Origin of the sequence: Pseudovibrio japonicus, assembly GCF_014651595.1 — a bacterium.
GTDB lineage: Bacteria > Pseudomonadota > Alphaproteobacteria > Rhizobiales > Stappiaceae > Pseudovibrio > Pseudovibrio japonicus.
The window spans coordinates 380,520-399,594 of sequence record NZ_BMXE01000001.1 but is presented as its reverse complement, the minus strand read 5'-3'; the positions used below and the strand labels follow the sequence as shown (position 1 = coordinate 399,594).

Sequence of the window (19,075 nt, the reverse complement as noted above, 5' to 3'; positions counted from 1 at the left end):
GTGCCAATAGATTGATTGGATACTTGCCCTTTTGACCAGAATGAACATGATCTCTTAAGATTGCTCTGACTCATAGGGTTAACATCAGGTATACGAGTGACTGAAAATGCTGGAAGAATGCCCAGGTTTGGGACAGTTTCACCCGTAGATTGTAAGGGCAACAGCTTATGGTTGTTGGGAGGCACCATTGAAACTATATAGCCACAGGCAAGCGCCTAATCCTTTTCGCGTTACCTTATTCCTCGCTGAGAAGGGTATTAAGGTTAACACCACCTACGTAGATTTCATGCATGGCGAATTGAAGGCAGACGAGTTTAAAGCGATAAATCCTTTTCAGCGATTACCCGTGCTTATACTCGATGATGGTACCGCAATCGCAGAAAGCTGCGCCATCTGCCGTTATTTCGAAGAAATGAACCCTCTCATGCCCTTACTCGGCCAAACGGCCAAGGAAAGAGCGCTGATCGAGATGTGGAACCGGCGTGGCGATCTGGGGCTGTTATATCAGATTGCTCAGGTGTTCCGCCACACCAATCCCGCCATGGCACCACTTGAACAGCCGCAGATTAAGGAGTGGGGGGAGGCGAACCGGCCCAAAGTGATGGAAACACTTGCCATTTTCGACGCGCAATTGGCAAACAACCAGTTTGTGGCCGGAGATCGGTATTCCATTGCTGACATTACGTTATTTGTAGCATTAAACTTTGCCCGCGTAATTAAGCTGCAAGTTCCTGAGGAACTTGGTAATCTGCACCGATGGTATGCAATGATGACAGAGCGTCCCGCAGTGCAGGCAGCACTACAGGTGATGAAAGAAAAATCCAAGACTTAAGAGAACGCATCGCTGCGTGCAGGGTCTGTGTGGAGCATCCAATCCGCCAGCCCCTGCCGCATGAGCCGCGGCCCGTCGTCGTGCTGTCGTCAACCGCGCGCATCGCCATTTGCGGACAGGCACCGGGAACCCGCGTCCACGCATCAGGTATACCATTCACGGACCCCTCCGGAGACCGCCTGCGCGCCTGGATGGGGGTAGATAGCGAGACCTTCTACGACCGCGACAAACTTGCAATTATCCCCATGGGCTTCTGTTTCCCCGGTTTGGACTCCAAAGGTGGAGACAAGCCCCCAAGGCCCGAATGCAAAAAGACTTGGCATCAAGAAGTTTTCAGCAATATGCCTCAGCTTGAAACACTGCTTGCAATAGGTGGCTATGCGCAGGCCTACCACATGCCCGACTTCACCAAAAAACGTCTCTGGGAAACAATCGAGGACTTCCAGAAAATTTGGGAGGTCACATCACAGCGCCACGCAGACGGTCTCGGCCCTCGCGTTCTCCCCCTTCCTCACCCCTCTTGGCGCAACAACCACCACATAAAAAAACATCCGTGGTTCGAAAGTGAGCTGCTCCCGCTCCTGAAAGAAGAAGTCAGACGCCTTATGGGTTGAATTGAGAGATTCTTTTTTTGTCAGCCCATGTATATGGGATCTGTTTTCTTTGGCCCCTGTAGATTGCCGTATCCATGAAAATAAATTTCATGTTCTTAAGGTGTCGTAGAACGAAAACCTATATTACTGCAAATAACTTGGCGTTTTGAGCTGGAATACCATTCCACATGATCGTATGCTTCGTGCAATGATTTTGCGCCAAAGAATAAGTTCCGGTGGGAGATAGGGGTATAATATGATCGATAGGATCGACCGTCGCATTCTGTCCATTCTACAAGAAGACAGCACCGTTCCGGTAGCTGAAATTGGCCGCCGCGTTGGTTTGTCAACCACCCCATGCTGGCGCCGTATCCAGAAGATGGAAGAAGACGGGGTCATCACCCGCCGCGTTGCAGTGCTTGACCCAAAGAAGGTCAACGCCAAAGTCACCGCCTTCGTAGCCATCACCACCAACCAGCACACAGACGACTGGCTACGCAAATTCGCAGACGTGATCCGTGAGTTTCCAGAGGTGGTGGAATTTTACCGCATGGCAGGTCAGGTGGACTACCTTCTGCGCGTCGCCGTGCCAGATATTGATGCCTATGACGACTTCTATAAGCGGCTGATTGCAAAGGTAGATATTGCGGACGTTTCCACGACCTTCGCCATGGAGCAGATCAAGTACACTACTGAACTGCCGCTATCTTATATCATCGCCGAAAAGCCAAAAGCGAACATGTCATAGGACTGTTTGCTAAAGTCAAAAAAATAAAAGCCCCGGTCATCTGATCGGGGCTTTGTGCTGGAAGTGATTACTTCTTTTCAGCGTTGTTCAGCCGGGCAAGCAGGCTGGAGGTATCCCAGCGGTTGCCGCCCATCCCCTGAACTTCTGCGTAGAACTGATCCACCAGCGCGGTCGCAGGAAGGCGAGCGCCAACCTCGTCAGCCGCTTCAAGGCACATCTTCAGATCCTTGCGCATCCAGTCCACAGCAAAACCGTGATCGAACTCACCATCACGCATGGTCTCCCAGCGATTTTCCATCTGCCAGGACTGTGCAGCTCCGCCGCGCACAGCGGAAATCGCCTTATCAATATCAAGGCCGGCCTTTTGCGCAAAGTGGATCGCCTCGGAAAGGCCCTGCACCAGACTAGCGATGCAGATCTGGTTGACCATTTTGGTTTGTTGACCCGCACCCACAGCCCCCATCAGGCCTGCAAATTTCGCAAAGCAATCTATGAAAGGTTTGGCGCGGTTAAAGACCTCTTCCTCACCGCCGATCATAACGGTCAGAACACCTTTCTCAGCGCCAGCCTGTCCACCAGATACGGGAGCGTCAAGGAATGAAAATCCGCCAGCCCGTGCTTTTTCGTCCAGCTCACGGGCAACCTTCGGAGAGGCTGTGGTGTGATCCACGAAGATCGACCCTGGCTTCATGCCGTGAAAGGCGCCATTCTCGCCGATCGTGACAGTGCGCAGGTCGTCATCGTTACCAACACACGCAAAAACAACGTCACAGCCCTCAGCGGCTTCCTGAGGGGTCTTGGCGAAGGAACCAATATGCTCTTTCGTCCACGCCTCTGCTTTGGCTGTTGTCCGGTTATACACGGTAACGTCATGACCGCCACGTGAGACGAGATGACCAGCCATTGGGAACCCCATGACACCCAAACCAATAAACGCGACCTTTGCCATCCGACTTTCCTTGTATTCTTGAATCAAAACGCCGCCACACTACCAGCTTCGCGCTGAGATACCACGCAAAATCATTGGGTGCGTTAACGAAAAAAGCGCAGGCTTCAGAACCTGCGCTTTCAAGTATTCGTCTCTGTTAAATAGCTTACCGTTTCAGGTGACGCGTTAATCGATCCTCTATACGATCCCACGCCCGGCGCAGTGTCTCCACCATCACCAAATAAGCAATCGCCGCCCACACATAAGCCTGGAAGTCATAGGTCCGTGAGAATGCACGGCGTGTCTCACCCATCAAGTCGTAGATGGTGATGATCGCCACGATCGCGGAGCCTTTGATCATGAGAATAATCTCGTTGCCATATGGCCGCAGAGATACGATCAGAGCTTGTGGGAGAATGATCTTCCAGAAAGTCAGCCATTTCGGAAGCCCCAGTGCGTCTGCAGCTTCCCACTGGCCTTTAGGCATGCTCTCGATCGAACCACGCAGAATCTCTACCTGGTAGGCAGCTGTATTTAGCGTGAAGGCGAGAATCGCACAGTTCCACGCATCACGGAAGAACCACCATAAATCGACGGACTGTAGGGGCTCGCGGAAAGAACCAGCGCCATAGTAAAGCAGGAAAACCTGCGCCAACAGCGGCGTGCCGCGGAAGAAATACACATAGGCATACGCAATGCCACCCAGAATGCGGCTCTTGCTCATGCGCATGATGGTCAGCGGAATGGAGAGCAGTACACCCAACAGCATGGAAACGCTGACAAGCTGCAAAGTGACAAAGAAGCCGGAAATGAACTTCTCGCCATACCTGCTTAAAAATGTTGCGTTGTGCGTGATGGATACAGGCAACAAGCCTTCACCACCGAACACCAGTGCAACATGGTTCGAGTTGAGCAGGAACCAGATAATACCCAGACCAGCGGCAATCCAGAGAGTCAGCCAGGTTGTGCCTACTACACGCGTAGATGTCCACGGACGATGTTTTGGCGCAGGTGGTGGTGTTTGCGGCTCAATTGTCTTCGGTTGCACGTAGCTTTGCTGAGAGGGCAGAGAAACATCATTCATTTGTGAGCTTCTCCGCGTTTAGCCCAGGCATCAAGGCGGGAAATGCCGCCGGAAGAAATGATTGCTAAAACAAGATAGATTGCACAGGCAACCGAGAAGAACAGGAACGGCTCTTTAGTGGTACGCGCTGCCATATTGGAATAACGGATGATGTCCGCCAGACCGATGATGGAAACCAGAGAAGTCTCTTTCAGCAAGATGAGCCACAGGTTGCTCAGCGCAGGCAAAGCAAGGCGAACAAGCTGCGGCAGAATTACCAGACGCATGGTCTGTCCGTATCCCAGACCCAGCGCAGCAGCACCCTCGTACTGCCCCTTGTTGATCGCGCGGAATGCAGAGAGAAAGGCTTCTGATGCATAGGAAGAGAACACAAGTGACAGGGCAATCATGCCTGCAAGGAACGCGTTCACCTCAAAGTAGACATCCCCAAACAGCGAAAGCACTTGCTGAATGAGGATCTGGCCGCCGTAATAGACGAGAAACAAGGTGAGGAGCTCTGGAAGCCCCCGGAAAATTGTTGTGTAAACATTGGCAGCTGCGCGCAAGGAAGGCTCTTCGGACTTCTTTGCAAGGGCGAGCAGAAAACCCAAAAGCAAGCCAATGGGGAGGCTTGCCAGTGCAAGAGAGACGGTTGTAACAACACCAAGTGCTATCTCATCGCCCCAGCCCATGTCCCCAAAGGACAAGAGTGTTAAAGCTTCATTCATTACGGGGATTGCCCCTATTCTTCTTTAGAACGGCGGGAAAAAAGTCCCGCCGCCTGAGTGTACCGAAGTTTGACGCCATCACTCTCCGTAGGCGTCAAATTCGAAATATTTGTCGTTGATCTCTTTGTACGTTCCATTCTCCCTCAAAGCAATAACCGCTTTGGAGAATAGGTCTGCTAAGTCTTGATCATTCTTGCTAACACCGACACCAACGCCTTCGCCGTGTATCTCTGGAATAGCGGCCATCGTACCGAGAAGTTTACAGCAATTTCCGTCTTCTGAATTCAGCCATTCCGACAGAACTACTACGTCATCAACTGCTGCATCCAGTCTACCGCTCTCCAGATCAAGTTTATACTCATCAGCAGTAGGGTACAAAGACACGTCTGACTCAGTGAAAACTTCTTCAGCAAATATCGCGTGTGTTGCGCCGGACTGTGCACCTACAAGTGCACCCGCCATCCCTTCAACGGTGGCTTCGGTGATTGGGCTGTCTTTTGGTACCGCCACACCTGGAGGGGTCTGGTAGTACTTTTCAGAGAACTCAATGCGCTCTTTCCGCTCTGGGGTAATGGACATAGAGGCCATGATCGCATCGTACTTGCCTGCAACCAGTCCCGGGATCAATCCATCCCAATCAACAGGCATCCATTCACACTCGACCTTCATTTCGGCGCACAATGCGTTGCCCAAATCAATCTCAAAACCAGCCAGCTGTCCATCAGAGGTGGTGTATGCAAATGGGGGGTAGGAGGCCTCGGTACCAATCCGGACTTTGGTCCATTCCTCTGCCTGCACCTGAGAAGAAGCAAGAACTGCGAATGTGGCCACTGTGGCGAAGCGCTTGAAGCTCATTTGAATTCCCCTTTGTATGTTCTTGACAGGGGAAATCACAAAGGCTCCCTGCACAGCCGGGGCGCATGTTTAAATGGATGAAATCAGATTTCAACCTGTTTGATTAGGTGTGTCGGCAGAAAAATGCCAATTCAATCCATCTTGAGAGGAGGAAGTTTCCAATCTGACCAGTTTTGAGTGTTTCTATTCCTCAAAACGGTGATGCATCACAGAAACTTCCCTCAATCTTGGACCTTGCCTCGTACTTACACGGCTCTATTCGCCAAAAGCGTCCTGAGAGAAGTACTTGTCGTTGATGGTCTTATAAGTGCCGTTTGCACGGATGGCGAGAATGGCTTCTGAGAAGCGCTCTGCCAGTTCTTCCTGTCCTTTACGAACGCCAACACCAATGCCTTGTCCATGTAGCTCTGGCTGGATCGGCAACGAGCCAATGATTTTACAGCAGGAACCCTCATCGGAATCAATCCAACTCTGGAGAACCCCGAGATCATCAATCACGGCATCCAGACGGCCATTTTCGATATCCAGCTTGTATTCCTCAGAGGTTGGGTACAGCGACACATCAGAGTCGGAGTAGATCTCTTCTGCCACAACAGAGTGTGTTGTACCGCCTTGGGCACCAATCAGCAGGCCGTCCAGCGCTTCCGGAGTGATTTCAGTCACCGGAGAGTCCTTTGGAACAGCAACGGTGGATGGCGTGTTGTAGTAGCTGCGGGAGAATGAGATGCGCTCAAGACGCTCGTCTGTAATGGACATGCTTGCGATGATCGCATCGTACTTGCCCGCCACGAGACCCGGGATCATTCCATCCCATTCCTGAGTACCCCATTCACATTCAACTTTCATCTCGGCGCAAAGTGCATTGCCGATCTCAACGTCAAAACCGGTAAGTACACCATCGGATCCGGTGTAGTTGAATGGAGGGTAGGCGCCTTCGGTCGCAATACGTAGTTTGGTGATTTCCTCTGCCTGAAGTGCTGAAACAGCAGTGAAGCTCATGAGTGTGGCCAGCGCCATGCGGGCAAACGACATCCGTGTATCCTTGTTCTTGTTGGCAGAGTGTTCATTTTTGATTGTGCTCTGCATTTGCTGCAAAGGACACTATAAAAAATACTCAAAAATTCAACTGAAATAACGGAGCCCATGGGAAGAAATACGCGAAATGCCGTTAGTATGGAGTAATATCCGTTAATTTAACGGGTTGCATTATCTAATTATTTCTACCTATGACGAGGTTCAGTGAAAATATTTTTGCTTCGCGACCGAGTGCGGAAATTGAGCCATGAGCGATACCGGCGCCCTTTGGCAGTTTGAACTATAAGGCCTTCCAATCTGATGAGTTGGCATCATGATCGATACGATTGGCAAAACAAAACCCCCGGAAGAGCGATCTCCCGGGGGCAAAAAGCATCAGCTGACAAGTCAGCTTATCGTCAAGCTACTCTTATTCGCCGTAAACGTCGAAAGTGAAGTACTTGTCGTTGATCTCTTTGTATTTGCCGTTCGCGCGCAGAGCTGCGATGCCCTTGCTGAACAGAGCTGCAAGGTCTTCGTCGCCCTGACGTACGCCGATACCAGCACCTTGACCGTGGATCTCTTCAATGGACTGCATTGTGCCAAGGATCTTACAGCAAGCGCCCTGATCAGAGTTAACCCACTCGGTCAGAACCATTACGTCATCAACAGCCGCATCGATACGGCCATTTTCCAGATCCAGCTTGTACTCTTCAGAAGTTGGGTAAAGAGCAACGTCAGAACCGCTCAAAACTTCCTCAGCAAACTGCGAGTGCGTGGTGCTGCCCTGTGCGCCAAGACGAACGCCTTCCAAACCAGCAGCAGACGCCTCGGTCAGTTCAGAATCCTTGCGTACTGCAATACCTGGAGGAGTGTTATAGTACTTCTCTGAGAAGGAGATCTTTTCCATGCGCTCTGGAGTGATGGACATGGAAGCAAGAATTGTGTCGTACTTGCCAGCAATCAGACCAGGGATAATGCCGTCCCAGTCCTGAGTAACCCATGTACATTCAAGCTTCAGCTCATCACAAAGAGCATTACCAATTTCGATATCAAAGCCGGTCAGTGTTCCGTCAGCGGTGGTGTAGTTGAATGGAGGGTAAGCCCCCTCAGTACCCATGCGAACTTTTGTCCATTCTTTTGCTTCCGCGCCAGAAACTGCTGCCAAAGCAATCGCTGCTACTGCTGCCAAACGCATAATACGCATATTATGTCCCCGAATTAATTATCTTGGCAGGGCTTCTTTAGGTAGGCCCCTGCATAACCGGGTCTCATGTTTCACTAAAAGTATCCGTAGATCAACCTATATAGCGAGCATATTAGGCTAATTATCTGCAAACTTATGATAGTTATCGGCAATATCTTGCATTTTTTCGCAGCTTTGAGGGCAAACTTATTAAAATTGCAACTATAGATCTAAACGTGGAAAAATGACCGCTCCGCGATTCTGAAAACACAAGCAGGTAGAGTTAGCTAAGGCCAATTTCCGCAAAACTGATGAACGGCACCAGATCGCCTTTGCTGACGGTCGCAACATCTTCCTTCAACTCAATGAAGCCATCAGCAAATGTGAGGGAGGATAAGAGGGCTGACCCGTCACTGTGGTACTTGGTCAGTTTGAGAGCACCGTTCTCAACCACGCGCCGCCCACGCAAAAACTCGCGCCGGCCCATCTTACGGTTCGCGATCTCAAAGTCAGCGCGAATGTATTGCCGTGGTGCAGTCTTAAAGCCAGAACCAGCCAGTGCTTCAATTAGCGGTCGCGCAAGAAACGCAAAGGCCACTGTCGCCGCCACCGGATTGCCCGGCAAACCTATAAAGACACAATTCGGCAATTCACCAACCATGAACGGACGACCCGGCTTGACCGCCAGATGCCAGAAACTGGTCTTTCCCAGCTTGGAAAGGGTCGCCGATACAAAATCCTTATCGCCGCTGCCAGCCCCACCGGAGGTCAGAATGACATCACACTCCGCGGATGCAGCTTCCAGCGCAGCTTCAACAGCCTCGCACTGATCTGCCAGAATACCCAGATCAACCAATTCGACCGGCAAATTGGCAAGCATACCGCGCAGCAGGAAGTGGTTGGCGTCAAAGATCTGTCCATCCTTGTGCGTCGTTCCTGGACGGATCAACTCGTTGCCAGTCGAAAATACACCCACCTTCAGGCGCCGATATGTCTTAAGTGTCCCATGTCCAATAGAAGCAGCCGCAGCGATCTCCTGCGGACGCAGTATAGTGCCCGCACTCACAATCGGCATGCCTTTGCGCTGATCTTCACTCTTGCGGCGGATGTTACATCCCGCTGCGTAGGTTCGTGAGACAACCACAGCACGCCGTCCACCGGTCTCAGTCACCCTGCAATCTTCTTGTGGAACCACAAAGTTTGCGCCTTCCGGCACTGGTGCACCTGTGAAAATGCGGGCGGCTTCTCCCGGTTTGAGCGGTGCTTCCGGCATGGAGCCTGCATAGATCTCCATTACGACAGGAAAGGCAGTTTCGTCACTTTGGTCATCGGACAGGGAGATGGCATAGCCATCCATCGCAGAATTATCCAGACGCGGCAGGTCGCAGGTGGCAATGATATCTTCGGCAAGAACACGCCCATAAGCCTCGTACAGCGATGTCTCTTCTGCAGTGACTTTGCAGTGACCTAATTCACGCAAATGAGAAAGGGCTTCGTCAAAGCTGAGCAAAGGCGTTTTCGTGTTCATGTTCATTCCAAAAAACTTAAGTGGGCGTTCTTCTTTATTTACCAGAGTCACGCACAAGGATTTGGCAAAAATCAAAGATGCCACAAGCATCTGATAGATTTTCCCGTTATTGCACCCGTAAACGAGCCAGATGCTCCAGCGCCACTGGAATATCCTCCGGCGTATTGATGTTGAAGAACGGATCAACCGCACGCTGATGGCCAAATGCCACAATGACAGGCGGATGAGACTGAAAGAAGCCTTTGATACTGCGGCCACCATTCAGGAGATACTCTTTCAGCGGACCCGCCAGCGCAACAGGCCACAACCCAAGCGCAAAATGGTCACGCTCACCGCTGGAACAGGTGATCGGTCGATCAATATGAGCCTCTCGGTGGGATAAAAGCGTCTCAACCACATCTGTCGGGAAAAACGGCGTATCAACGGCCACCGTCATCACATCGTTTGTGTCTGGCGCGTGTTTCTCGACCCAGCTCAACGCAGCATGAATACCAGCCAGCGGTCCAAGGTGCCCGCTAAGTTCATCAGCCAGCAAAGGCAGCCCCAGTCGTGTGTGGAGATCACTTGGCTGGTTCACGCTCACAATGACCTGTTGCACCTGACTTTGTAGCCGTGTGCTGACATGCTCCAGCAGCGACACGCCATCGAAGATCAGCAATGCCTTGTCAGCGCCACCCATGCGACGGGACTTTCCCCCACAAAGCACGCAACCGACCACTTTGTTTTGCGCAACTGGCTCAACTGACATGCTTGAGTTCCAACTTCAATCTCTGAATTAAATTATTGGAGTACTTGTGAAACAGGATAGAGCAGGGTGCAAAGCCTCTTCCATCCCAAACCACAAAAAAAAGGCTCCTAAAGGCAAAGGAGGAGAGTTGCCTTTAGGAGCGTGAGGGAGCGGTGGCCAAGCCACCTCAGGAGGAGTAGACACGCGTTACATGAGAGCAAGACGGTTGGTCAGCTGGTTTTCACTCATATTCATCGAGAGCAGGAGAAGCAGCTCCATCACCTCTTCACCGCATGTCCGGTCAGGGTGAGCAAGCAGATTGCCGAGGAAACCCGGGTGAGCCCGGTCAGCATCTTCGCGAAGGTCGCAAAAATGCATCCAGCTGTTGTGAAAGAGCCTGAAATCCTGCTCTTCATTGGAAAGAACAGTCAGATCGGAGTGGCGTTTGTCTTCAAGAACACACTCAAACGTGCGCTTGACGGACGGCCACGGTCCTTCCAGCAACTGAAAAACGTGATTATCTGTCAGGATAAGTGCGCCGGTGACACCAGCCATGGAGTTGATGCGCCGAATGCGCGTCAGCGAACGCTCAACTTCCTCATCAAGGCCATACCGAAGTGCAGGCCAATGAATGCGGCTGCGGTAACATAACTGCGTAACACTCATTGTCAGATCCTCCTGCTCAGGGAAGTCTGACATCAAATTCTTCTAAAAATGTAAAATACAGTGTTTAAAACACTGAAATCGCTCGCTTTTTGCGAAAATAGAAAAGCGGAGCACAAGGCCCCGCTTCCCAGAAGTTGCGTAAGTCACTCAGACTTAAAGCGTAATGCGGTACAGTGCAAAACCGTCTTTGCCTTCACCAGCAGCTTCAATCTGCACACCCTTAACATCTTTCAGATGTTTCTCTCCAGCAGGGCCGGTTTCGAACAGAACAGTGGTGTCTGCAACAGGCTTGAAGTGCCAGTTCGCGTCAGCGGTTGGGTTGATGGTACCCTGATCCACAATGTAGCGAACAATCACGTCGCGGTTTGTATCCGGACCAACAAAGATGGTTACATCATCATTGATGCCCGGGAAGTTGCCGCCGCCACCAGCGCGGTAGTTGTTGGTTGCCACAACAAACTTCTGATCCATATCGATTGGCTTGCCTTCAAACTGAAGGTTCACGATACGGTTTGCATCTGGATGCGCAACATTGCCTTTGCCGTCGTACTTGGAAGGCTGGGTCAGATCGATTTCGTATGTTACGCCATCAATCACATCGAAGTTGTAAGAGCGGAACTCAGGGTCCAGAAGCACCTGATCCTTCTGGCCTGCTTCGATCTGGTTGAACATACCAGCAGAACGCTCAAGCCATTCTTTCACGTCTTTACCGGTGATCAGCACGGCACGCGTGGTGTTCGGGTAAAGGTAAAGGTCAGCAACGTTCTTGATCGCGATATCGCCCGCAGCAACGTCCGTGTAGTAGTCCGCACCACCACGGCCACCAGCTTTAAACGGAGCAGCAGCAGAAAGGACAGGCAGAGCGGCCCACTCAGTGTCCTTAAGCATCTCCTTGGTGTACCAGGTCTGTGCTTTGGAAACGATCTGAACGGATGGATCATCAGCAACCAGAGCGAAGTAGGAGTGCAGCGGAGCAGAGGTTTTGCCAACAGCGCGGCGCACGTAGGAAAGCGTCTTGCTGTGATCGTCTTCAATCGCTGCCAGTACTTCTTCATCACTGGAGACAAGAGGAATACTCTTGCGGCCTTCTTTCTTATAGATAGAAGGTACATCCGTGGTGAAGTTTGCAATGCGCCAGCCATTGTTGCCGTCGCGCTCGATCATCAGGTCAATTACGCCAAGGTGAGAACCCCAGAAGCCGCCCATAGCTGCTGGCTTACCCTGCAAGGTACCTTTGGTAGCATCAACGCCAGGAATGCCTTCATAGTTAGGGCCTGGGAAGACATCGTGTTGGTGACCTGTAAACAGCGCATCAATGCCTTCAACGCCTGCAATGTGCAGTGCGGTGTTTGCAGCACCTTCTTCATGGCTACCACCAGCGATACCGCCATGGCAGAGCGCGATGATGAGATCGCAGCCCTGTTCCTTCATTTCCGGAACCCATGCGCGCGCAGCATCCACCATGTCTCGGGTGTTTGCTTTACCAACTAGGTGACGGGAGTCCCAGTTCATGATCATTGGAGGAACGAAACCGACGAAGCCCACTTTGATAGTGTGTTCAACGCCAGCACCGTCTTTAATCTTCTTCTCAACGATTGTGTATGGCTTCAGGAACAGATCATCTTTACGGCCATTGGAAGCAAGAGTCGTGCCCTTGGAAACGTTGGAGGAAACAACCGGGAAGTTTGCGCCGGCAAGAACCTTCATCATGAAGTCCAGACCGTAGTTGAACTCGTGGTTGCCCAGAGTACCAGCGTCATAACCCAGAACGTTCATGCCTTTGATGACCGGGTGCAGGTCACCTTCGCGCATGCCGCGCTCATAGGCAATGTAGTCACCCATTGGGTTACCCTGCAGGAAGTCACCATTGTCCACCAGCATGGAGTTGGTTGCTTCAGAGCGCAGCTTTTTGATGATGCTTGCAGTGCGTGCAAGGCCAGCCGTGTCCATTGGACGGTCAGCATAGTAATCGTATGGTGCAACATGGACGTGAAGGTCCGTTGTCTCCATCAAGCGCAAGTGCGCTGTATTCTCTTTTGCAAGAACAGAATATGGATGCACCATTGCAATGGCACCGGTAGCGGCCATGCCTCCCAGCACGCTACGACGATTCATCAAAATAGGATTAGACACGATTGCCTCCTAGCTCGTGGAAAATGCAGAACAAAGATGTCAGCATGAATTTCGCCCGTTTCTCCCGCTCCCGTGCGCAGCAGCAAGAGAGTTGGTTAGCCCTGAATACCACGCCTTCCCCTGTGTTTGCTGTACTAATGTATCAAGAACAGGAAGCTGGTTCCCTCGCGCGTAAGGCCGATCCCTTAGGGGAGTGACTAATCCTCAGAAGACGCTAGGTTTTATTTGCAATGAAATTTTTTTCGTACATTGAAATATCTGTGAATTTTTGTTGGTTATCTCAACTTTTAGCCAATTTAGTTCAACTGAAAAACGCAGGTTTGGCCGTTTACGTTGCGAATGCGCAAAGGTCACGGGCCGTCAATGATGAATTCTGTATTGCTCTCTTCCTCCCGAGAAGTATACCAAGGAACATAAAGAACCGCTGGCGAGAGCTTGCAGATTTAAATTGCAGGCATATCTGTTTCCTAAATCAAATTTTCTCTCTGCTCGCGTAGAAGATTCATAGGCTGTGCACGATGACCAACAATAAACCTAAAGGAATGTGGGGACGCCTCAAAGGCGGTTTCGCATCAGGCAAAGACCAAAAGGAAACCGGAGAGACGATGGCTGGGTTGACGCAGGAACGCGTTCTTGAAGTACTTAAACAGGTGAAGTCACCTGATGGCAAAAGCAACATTGTTGATCAGGATTTGGTGGCGGATCTTTTTGTTTCTGGTGGGAAGGTCGTCTTTTCAATCAGGGTCCCTGCAGAGCGTGCCTCCGGGTTGGAAGGCCTGCGTCAGGCTGCTGAGAAAGTTGTTTCTGTTCTCCCTGGTGCCGAAACCGTACTGGTTGCGCTCACCGCAGAAAAACAGCCAGGCTCGCCATCAACGCCCCCACCAACTATGGGCAAAGCTCCTCCCAAAGGCCCGCCAATGCCGGGAAAACAAGGGGTGCCGGGTGTAAAACACATCATCGCCGTTGCTTCCGGAAAAGGCGGTGTAGGCAAATCTACAACATCAGCAAACGTCGCCCTTGCTCTTTCAGCAATGGGGCTGAAAGTTGGGCTGTTGGATGCGGATATCTACGGTCCATCCATTCCCAAGCTTATGGGCGCTTCCGGCCAGCCGGAAGTTCTTGAAAACAGAATTATGAAGCCACTGGAAGCCCATGGGATCAAACTCATGTCCATCGGCTTTTTGGTAGAAGAAAACACAGCCATGATTTGGCGTGGACCAATGGTGGTGTCCGCTCTCAACCAGATGCTGCGTGAAGTGGATTGGGGGGAGCTGGATGTTCTCATTGTTGATCTGCCACCGGGAACCGGCGATGTTCAGCTCACCATGGCTCAAAAGGTGCCGCTGTCAGGAGCCTTGATTGTCTCAACACCGCAGGATCTTGCCCTTTTGGATGCCCGTCGCGGCGTCGCTATGTTTGAAAAAGTAGCCATCCCTGTGCTCGGTGTGGTCGAAAACATGAGCCACTTCATCTGTCCCGATTGTGGTGGAACCCATGACATCTTTGGTCATGGCGGCGCAAAAGCTGAAGCGGAAAAGATGAAAGTCCCATTCCTCGGTGAAGTGCCCCTGACCATGGAAATCAGAGAACAGTCTGACACCGGAACGCCGATCACTGTGAGCAATCCAGACAGCCCAGTCTCAAAGGCCTATGGTGTAATCGCCTCAGGTCTTTGGCAAGGTGTTCTTCAGCCAACCGGTGATGCAACAAGATCAGCTCCGAACATTGTTATTGGCTGATATATAACTAGCTGATATTTCAAGTATATTTCTACTTAAGCGGCAGAATGTCACCTCGTTGCATCCTGCCGCTTATTATATGGTGGCTCCAACGCTTGAGAGGCTGTTACCGTCGTAACCCAAAGGCCACGACCTTGGTACACCCTCAGACACTCTTCAAACCCGGAGCCCGAAGCAAATGCTTGCCAAGGAGAATGGCCGCGCGATTGTGGCTATGTTTCTGTCTACAGCCTTTTTCATGTTCAACGATGCGCTGCTCAAATACACAGCGCAGTCCATGCCGCTGGGAGAGATTATCTTCCTTCGCGGTCTGGTCACAACATCAATCATGGCAATGTGGTGCTGGTTCTCCGGGGCTTTTCGAAATGCCGGTCGGTTGTTGCATCCGGTGGTATTAGGCCGCTCTGTGCTGGAGATTATCGGCTCCTTTATGTACCTGACAGCGCTGACCCAAATGCCAATCGCAAATGCGACCGCCATGTTGCAGGCCATGCCTCTGGCTGTGACCGCTGGCGCTGCAATCATTTACGGAGAGGTTGTTGGCTGGCGCAGGTGGTCCGCAATCGCCTTCGGGTTTGCGGGCGTTATCCTTATCATCCGTCCCGGCATGGATGGTTTCGACGCCTGGGCACTCCTCGCCATCGCCGCCGTCTTCTTCATGGCCCTCCGCGATCTGGTCACCAAGTCCATGCCAAAGGAAATGCCATCTTCTGGCGTGTGCTTCGTAGTCTGCCTAGCCGTCACCTTGATGGGGGCAGGTATGGGAACAGGCGAAGAATGGATTGCAGTAGATACCAGCCACCTACTACCACTCCTGGGTGTCTCCGCATTTCTGATTGGTGCCTATTACTTCGCAATCACCGCAACAAGAATAGGGGACATGAGTGTCGTCTCCCCCATGCGCTACACCGGCCTGTTATGGGCAACCGGTATCGGCATTGTCGTCTGGGGCCAAATCCCCGACACAATCACCATCACCGGCATGCTAATCGTCGTCGGCTCCGGCCTCTACACAGTCCACCGCGAGCGCGTACGCCAGAGAGAACTCAAAGCCAGCGGGCAGGAACCACAGATCATGTTGCGTGCAAAAGGTCGCTTGGCTCCGGCAGAATGATGGTTCAGCAAGAAGCGAAGGGCTCATTAAGCTCTGCCTTTCTCCTTGGCATAGCGAAGTGCCCAAGCCAACAATTCTGTCGTGAGCGGTTGCTGTGACACTCGGAACAATAGGCTTGGTGATGAGCGTCATAGGTGGACAGAGCATACCGCTCCTTAGCTCAAACCCAATGCACTCTGCGAACGTTTGATACTTCGAGCGCCTTTATATTTTAGGGATTCTAGAAAGAGGCCATGCAAGCGTTGAGCAAGAAGATCAGCGAGAATTACTGGAGCTTGCTATTTAAAAGTAGTGGGAAATATGACAATTAAAAGGCAAGGTTAATAATTAGTAACTTTAATAAATACAATTTAAATCAAAAATAACACTAAATAAATCAATTAGTTAATTGGTATAAGTGTATCCAGTATTCGTGAGCATCAGCAAATGGCTCTGATAATGCTGCATACCTCGAACCAACCTAAATTACGCGGCGAATTTGATTCACAAATTGGCAAGAAATGACGGCATAATTGGTCCGCAGTCCCGTTGAGGAGTGGGGCATGCAGGATTCAAAACGGAGTTTAAAATTATGTTCGCTAAGTTTCTTAAGGACGAGTCAGGAGCAACAGCAATTGAATATGGTCTGATTGCCGGACTCATTTCTGTTGTAATTATTGGCGGAGTTACAACAGCTGGTGAAGAAGTGAGTGCTCTATTTACAACCATTAAGACTGCACTTACTGGTGTCGGTACTACATAATATCTAATTCGAAAAAACCCGGTTGTATAACAACCGGGTTTTTTCCTGCCTTTATCTTGTCTGATCAACGTTGCAATCACCCACCCGTCATACTCATATGACGCGTTCCAGTCGCTGACTTGCTATCCCGGTCGATAATAAAATCATGCCCCTTTGGCTTTCGTGCAATCGCTGATTCAATCGCTTCGGAAAGCACTTCATTTCCTTCAGAGGCACGCAGTGCTGCGCGCAGGTCTTTCTGATCTTCCTGACCAAGACACATGAACAGTTGTCCGGTGCACGTTACCCGCACGCGATTACAGCTTTCACAGAAGTTATGTGTCAGCGGTGTAATGAAGCCAAGACGGCCACCGGTTTCTTCAACGCGCATGTAGCGGGCAGGGCCGCCGGTCTTATAAGGAATGTCCGTCAGCGTGTACTTGGCGGAAAGCATTTTGCGCACATCGCTTAAAGGCAGATGCTGCTCAACCCGATCACCCTCAATCTCGCCAAGCGGCATCGCTTCGATAAACGTCAGATCGTGACCACGTGCATGCGCCCACTCGAACAACGGAATGAGTTCGTCCTCGTTGAAGTTCCTCAGCGCAACGGCATTCAGCTTAATCTTGAGGCCAGCTTTCTGCGCAGCTTCAATCCCGTTGAAGACCTTTTGAATGTCGCCCCAGCGCGTAACATCCTTGAACTTATCTGCATCCAGCGTGTCGATGGAAACGTTGATACGGCGCACACCCGCTTCATAAAGCTCGTCAGCAAAACGCTCAAGCTGCGTGCCGTTGGTGGTGATGGTCACTTCATCAAGCGCACCGCTGTCGAGATGCCGCTTCAGACCGTGAATGAGGCTCATGACGTTCTTGCGAACCAAGGGCTCGCCGCCTGTCAGACGAATTCTGCGCACGCCTTTTTCAATAAACACCGTGCACAGACGATCCAGTTCTTCCAGTGAAAGAACGTCCTTCTTGGGAAGGAACGTCATGTGCTCAGACATGCAATAGACGCAGCGTAAATCACAGCGATCCGTCACAGAAACGCGAAGATACGTCACGGCGCGGCCGAACGGGTCAATCAATGCTGGGTGTGTACCCTGCTGTTTGTCCTCGGCATGCTGCGCCATGGAAACCTCCACTCACGTATCTGTTTAGGTGACGAATTTAACAATTCCAATGTAGTGCGCAACAAGTTAGCGTCAATCCATCAGGTAGGAGTTCCGGTGGATTTACCTAGGAAAATATCTTAGAACCACATGTATAATTCCTGACACATCAATACTGAGTTCCATGAAGTTGGGCAAGGATAAAAAAACATGACGGAAACACGTTGGCCTGAGCAGATCCACCTGAAGAATGAGGGTTCAACTCTTGAAATTACTTTTGATGATGGCCTCAAGGTTGCGTTTACCGCAGAATTTCTACGGGTCATGTCTCCATCAGCAGAAGTACAGGGGCATTCTCCAGATCAACGGAAAGTGGTTCCAGGAAAGAAAGGCGTGACCATTATCGGCGTCGATCCCGTTGGCAATTACGCCGTGAAACTGACGTTTGATGACATGCACAATACTGGGATCTTCACGTGGAGGTACTTCCAGGAAATGAATGATGAAAAAGATCTGCTGTGGAAACGCTATCTGAGCGAATTGAAAGAACGCGGCCTGAGCCGGGAACTGAAGTAAAGGGGGCCGGCTGAGAGCCCACCCCCTTTAAATTTAGCGCAGCACAACAACCTTCGTGCCGACGCGTACGTTGTTATAAAGGTGAATGACGTCTTCGTTGGCCAGTCTGATGCAACCAGACGAAACAGCAGAACCAATCGTCCATGGTTCGTTGGAACCATGAATTCGGTAGATCGTGTTACCGATGTACAAAGCACGTGCACCAAGTGGATTATTCGGACCACCTTCCATGTAGGTTGGCAAGATGCGGCCTTTACGGCGCTCACGGGCAATCATAACTGCTGGTGGTGACCAACTTGGCCACTCAGCTTTCCGCGTGACGCGGTGGGTACCAGACCACTGGAAGCCATCGCGACCGACACCAACACCATACACCATTGCAGTGCCATCACCTCGAATGTGATAAAGGCGCCTTTCTTTGGTGCTGATAACAATCGTATTGGGGCCGTAAGAGCCATTGTAACGCACCTGTTTGCGTTTGATAGGCGACTTGCCCGGGTGAGCGGGACCATAGGTGACCCATTTCTTGGATGCATGGTCAAAGAATTTTCCAGAAGTGTTGGCGTTAGCCGGCGTTCCGGTAAAGAGTGCCGCCATGAAAAGAGCAACACTCGCGATAAGTATGCGCATTGAATACCCCCTGGGATATTGTTGTTTGTTTTATCTCGGTTGCATGAGGGAACTTATGCAACGAGTGGGGAGACGCTCGCAGCTTAGAATGTCAAATCTATTAATTGTTGAAGTAATAGAGACTACAACTTCCGCTATATGCTTCTTATGGCAAAAGAATTTTCATAGTATCAACTCTAAGAT

The 19,075-nt window shown here is 51.0% G+C and carries 19 protein-coding genes; 7 read left to right on the top strand and 12 right to left on the bottom strand.

Features of this window, described 5'->3' with window-relative positions; all coding sequences use genetic code 11:
- Positions 1-187 precede the first annotated feature (187 nt).
- The 3 genes from IE076_RS01710 (at position 188) to IE076_RS01700 (ending at position 2,173) form a co-directional block, all read left to right on the top strand.
- Entirely contained in the window at positions 188-832 is a 645-nt protein-coding gene (locus tag IE076_RS01710; protein ID WP_189434794.1) for a glutathione S-transferase family protein, read from the top strand.
- Positions 757-1,446 carry a uracil-DNA glycosylase family protein gene (locus tag IE076_RS01705; RefSeq protein ID WP_189434792.1) on the top strand — a complete coding sequence of 230 codons (690 nt, stop codon included), beginning with the start codon at positions 757-759 and terminating at the stop codon, positions 1,444-1,446. The genes IE076_RS01710 and IE076_RS01705 overlap by 76 nt, the downstream gene beginning before the upstream one ends.
- Positions 1,447-1,684: 238 nt before the next feature.
- Positions 1,685-2,173, top strand: a complete 489-nt coding sequence (locus IE076_RS01700) for an Lrp/AsnC family transcriptional regulator (protein ID WP_209008839.1) — start codon at positions 1,685-1,687, stop codon at positions 2,171-2,173.
- Positions 2,174-2,240: 67 nt separating this feature from the next.
- Here IE076_RS01700 and IE076_RS01695 read toward each other — a convergent pair whose 3' ends face one another.
- The 10 genes from IE076_RS01695 to IE076_RS01650 form a co-directional block, all read right to left on the bottom strand.
- Positions 2,241-3,122 carry an NAD(P)-dependent oxidoreductase gene (locus IE076_RS01695; protein WP_189434788.1) on the bottom strand — a complete coding sequence of 294 codons (882 nt, stop codon included), beginning with the start codon at positions 3,120-3,122 and terminating at the stop codon, positions 2,241-2,243.
- Between the two features lie 145 nt (positions 3,123-3,267).
- Positions 3,268-4,185: an ABC transporter permease gene (locus tag IE076_RS01690; protein WP_189434787.1), complete on the bottom strand. Its 918-nt coding sequence runs from the start codon at positions 4,183-4,185 to the stop codon at positions 3,268-3,270.
- A complete protein-coding gene (locus IE076_RS01685; RefSeq protein ID WP_189434785.1) occupies positions 4,182-4,892 on the bottom strand; it encodes an ABC transporter permease in 711 nt (236 codons plus the stop codon). The genes IE076_RS01690 and IE076_RS01685 overlap by 4 nt, the downstream gene beginning before the upstream one ends.
- A 78-nt stretch (positions 4,893-4,970) precedes the next feature.
- The gene (locus IE076_RS01680; protein WP_189434783.1) at positions 4,971-5,747 is read right to left on the bottom strand and encodes a transporter substrate-binding domain-containing protein; all 777 of its coding nucleotides are present in this window, start codon (positions 5,745-5,747) and stop codon (positions 4,971-4,973) included.
- Positions 5,748-6,002: 255 nt separating this feature from the next.
- A complete protein-coding gene (locus tag IE076_RS01675; protein ID WP_189434781.1) occupies positions 6,003-6,779 on the bottom strand; it encodes a transporter substrate-binding domain-containing protein in 777 nt (258 codons plus the stop codon).
- 412 nt (positions 6,780-7,191) lie between these two features.
- Positions 7,192-7,968 (bottom strand): transporter substrate-binding domain-containing protein, encoded by a 777-nt coding sequence (locus IE076_RS01670; RefSeq protein ID WP_189434780.1) that lies wholly within the window; start codon positions 7,966-7,968, stop codon positions 7,192-7,194.
- A 262-nt stretch (positions 7,969-8,230) separates the two neighbouring features.
- Complete coding sequence (locus tag IE076_RS01665) at positions 8,231-9,475, bottom strand: molybdopterin molybdotransferase MoeA (RefSeq protein WP_189434778.1); 1,245 nt, start codon at positions 9,473-9,475, stop codon at positions 8,231-8,233.
- Between the two features lie 106 nt (positions 9,476-9,581).
- Complete coding sequence (mobA, locus tag IE076_RS01660; protein WP_189434776.1) at positions 9,582-10,223, bottom strand: molybdenum cofactor guanylyltransferase MobA; 642 nt, start codon at positions 10,221-10,223, stop codon at positions 9,582-9,584.
- Between the two features lie 186 nt (positions 10,224-10,409).
- The gene (locus IE076_RS01655; RefSeq protein ID WP_209008751.1) at positions 10,410-10,901 is read right to left on the bottom strand and encodes a BLUF domain-containing protein; all 492 of its coding nucleotides are present in this window, start codon (positions 10,899-10,901) and stop codon (positions 10,410-10,412) included.
- A gap of 120 nt (positions 10,902-11,021) precedes the next feature.
- On the bottom strand, positions 11,022-12,983 hold the full coding sequence (locus IE076_RS01650; protein ID WP_209008837.1) for a bifunctional 2',3'-cyclic-nucleotide 2'-phosphodiesterase/3'-nucleotidase: 1,962 nt from the start codon (positions 12,981-12,983) through the stop codon (positions 11,022-11,024).
- A 623-nt stretch (positions 12,984-13,606) separates the two neighbouring features.
- Here IE076_RS01650 and IE076_RS01645 point away from each other — a divergent pair.
- From IE076_RS01645 to IE076_RS01635, 3 genes are all read left to right on the top strand, one after another.
- Positions 13,607-14,740 carry an Mrp/NBP35 family ATP-binding protein gene (locus IE076_RS01645; RefSeq protein WP_189435575.1) on the top strand — a complete coding sequence of 378 codons (1,134 nt, stop codon included), beginning with the start codon at positions 13,607-13,609 and terminating at the stop codon, positions 14,738-14,740.
- Positions 14,741-14,918: 178 nt separating this feature from the next.
- Complete coding sequence (locus IE076_RS01640) at positions 14,919-15,854, top strand: DMT family transporter (RefSeq protein WP_189434774.1); 936 nt, start codon at positions 14,919-14,921, stop codon at positions 15,852-15,854.
- Positions 15,855-16,425: 571 nt separating this feature from the next.
- Entirely contained in the window at positions 16,426-16,596 is a 171-nt protein-coding gene (locus IE076_RS01635) for a Flp family type IVb pilin (protein ID WP_189434772.1), read from the top strand.
- A 76-nt stretch (positions 16,597-16,672) separates the two neighbouring features.
- On the opposite strand, the gene moaA is transcribed toward IE076_RS01635, so the two are convergent.
- Positions 16,673-17,707, bottom strand: coding sequence for a GTP 3',8-cyclase MoaA (gene moaA / locus IE076_RS01630; RefSeq protein ID WP_189434771.1), 1,035 nt, complete (start codon positions 17,705-17,707; stop codon positions 16,673-16,675).
- Positions 17,708-17,896: 189 nt separating this feature from the next.
- Here moaA and IE076_RS01625 point away from each other — a divergent pair, with 189 nt between their 5' ends.
- Complete coding sequence (locus tag IE076_RS01625) at positions 17,897-18,262, top strand: gamma-butyrobetaine hydroxylase family protein (RefSeq protein WP_189434768.1); 366 nt, start codon at positions 17,897-17,899, stop codon at positions 18,260-18,262.
- Positions 18,263-18,295: 33 nt separating this feature from the next.
- On the opposite strand, the gene IE076_RS01620 is transcribed toward IE076_RS01625, so the two are convergent.
- Positions 18,296-18,892 carry a L,D-transpeptidase gene (locus tag IE076_RS01620; protein WP_189434766.1) on the bottom strand — a complete coding sequence of 199 codons (597 nt, stop codon included), beginning with the start codon at positions 18,890-18,892 and terminating at the stop codon, positions 18,296-18,298.
- Positions 18,893-19,075: the final 183 nt, after the last annotated feature.

What these genes read in the sequence shown, in the direction of transcription:
- IE076_RS01670 (WP_189434780.1), bottom strand. Translation starts at nt 7,968, where the DNA reads ATGCGTATTATGCGTTTGGCAGCAGTAGCAGCGATTGCTTTGGCAGCA.
- IE076_RS01675 (WP_189434781.1), bottom strand. Translation starts at nt 6,779, where the DNA reads ATGTCGTTTGCCCGCATGGCGCTGGCCACACTCATGAGCTTCACTGCT.
- IE076_RS01635 (WP_189434772.1), top strand. Translation starts at nt 16,426, where the DNA reads ATGTTCGCTAAGTTTCTTAAGGACGAGTCAGGAGCAACAGCAATTGAA.
- IE076_RS01690 (WP_189434787.1), bottom strand. Translation starts at nt 4,185, where the DNA reads ATGAATGATGTTTCTCTGCCCTCTCAGCAAAGCTACGTGCAACCGAAG.
- mobA (WP_189434776.1), bottom strand. Translation starts at nt 10,223, where the DNA reads ATGTCAGTTGAGCCAGTTGCGCAAAACAAAGTGGTCGGTTGCGTGCTT.
- IE076_RS01685 (WP_189434785.1), bottom strand. Translation starts at nt 4,892, where the DNA reads ATGAATGAAGCTTTAACACTCTTGTCCTTTGGGGACATGGGCTGGGGC.
- IE076_RS01695 (WP_189434788.1), bottom strand. Translation starts at nt 3,122, where the DNA reads ATGGCAAAGGTCGCGTTTATTGGTTTGGGTGTCATGGGGTTCCCAATG.
- IE076_RS01650 (WP_209008837.1), bottom strand. Translation starts at nt 12,983, where the DNA reads ATGAATCGTCGTAGCGTGCTGGGAGGCATGGCCGCTACCGGTGCCATT.
- IE076_RS01640 (WP_189434774.1), top strand. Translation starts at nt 14,919, where the DNA reads ATGCTTGCCAAGGAGAATGGCCGCGCGATTGTGGCTATGTTTCTGTCT.
- IE076_RS01665 (WP_189434778.1), bottom strand. Translation starts at nt 9,475, where the DNA reads ATGAACACGAAAACGCCTTTGCTCAGCTTTGACGAAGCCCTTTCTCAT.
- moaA (WP_189434771.1), bottom strand. Translation starts at nt 17,707, where the DNA reads ATGGCGCAGCATGCCGAGGACAAACAGCAGGGTACACACCCAGCATTG.
- IE076_RS01620 (WP_189434766.1), bottom strand. Translation starts at nt 18,892, where the DNA reads ATGCGCATACTTATCGCGAGTGTTGCTCTTTTCATGGCGGCACTCTTT.
- IE076_RS01645 (WP_189435575.1), top strand. Translation starts at nt 13,607, where the DNA reads ATGGCTGGGTTGACGCAGGAACGCGTTCTTGAAGTACTTAAACAGGTG.
- IE076_RS01625 (WP_189434768.1), top strand. Translation starts at nt 17,897, where the DNA reads ATGACGGAAACACGTTGGCCTGAGCAGATCCACCTGAAGAATGAGGGT.
- IE076_RS01705 (WP_189434792.1), top strand. Translation starts at nt 757, where the DNA reads ATGGTATGCAATGATGACAGAGCGTCCCGCAGTGCAGGCAGCACTACA.
- IE076_RS01680 (WP_189434783.1), bottom strand. Translation starts at nt 5,747, where the DNA reads ATGAGCTTCAAGCGCTTCGCCACAGTGGCCACATTCGCAGTTCTTGCT.
- IE076_RS01655 (WP_209008751.1), bottom strand. Translation starts at nt 10,901, where the DNA reads ATGTCAGACTTCCCTGAGCAGGAGGATCTGACAATGAGTGTTACGCAG.